Source organism: Roseomonas sp. KE2513 (assembly GCF_016107305.1).
Lineage (GTDB): Bacteria > Pseudomonadota > Alphaproteobacteria > Acetobacterales > Acetobacteraceae > Roseomonas.
In genome coordinates this window covers 1-678 of record NZ_RCVR01000174.1, presented here as the reverse complement: position 1 = coordinate 678, position 678 = coordinate 1, and the positions used below count along the sequence as shown (strand labels likewise).

Annotated in this window: 1 protein-coding gene; it reads left to right on the top strand. The window is 75.2% G+C overall.

Features of this window, described 5'->3' with window-relative positions:
• Window positions 1-13: 13 nt before the first annotated feature.
• On the top strand, window positions 14-678 hold a 665-nt coding region (locus tag D9599_RS30810), incomplete at its 3' end, for a M48 family metalloprotease (RefSeq protein WP_309228771.1).

Genomic DNA, 678 nt, shown 5'->3' with positions numbered 1-678 from the left:
GCGGGAGGACGAGGTGGCCGCCATCATCGGCCACGAGCTTGCTCATTTCTCGGGCGGTGACACCGAGTACAGCCTGCGCTTCCTGCCGATCTATGCCGGTGTCGGCCGCTCGCTCGACGCGGTGGCTCTGGCGGGCATGGGCGCGGACGGCTCCCACTCGCTGCTGACCCGCCCGGCGCTGCAGCTGGGCGTCTTCGTGATGGACCAGTTCCACCACGCCGTCCGGCACTGGAGCCGCCTGCGCGAGTTTGCCGCCGACGCGGCCGGCGCCAAGGCGACCTCGGCCGACGCCGCCGCGCGCGCCCTGCTCCGTACGGCGGCGGCCTACCCGCGGATCGACGAGACCCTGGGATCCTCCTTCCGCGCCCCCGATGCCGCGCCGCCCGACCTGGTGGCGGCCACGCTGCAACACGCGGCCGAGCGCGGCCTGGATGACCCGGCCGGCCACCTGGAGGAGACGCAGCCCCACCCGACGGACACCCACCCGCCCACGCGCCAGCGCCTCTCCTCCCTCGATCGGGAGCCGTCGCCGGCCCTGCTGGCCGAGGCCGCCACGCCGCCGCCGCGGGAGGCGCTCTCCCGCCTGGGTGCCTACTTCGCCGATCCGGAGCCGCTCTGCCGTGCCGCGACCGCGGATTTCCTGGGCAGCGCACGCGCAGAGGCACGGGAGGTCCACCA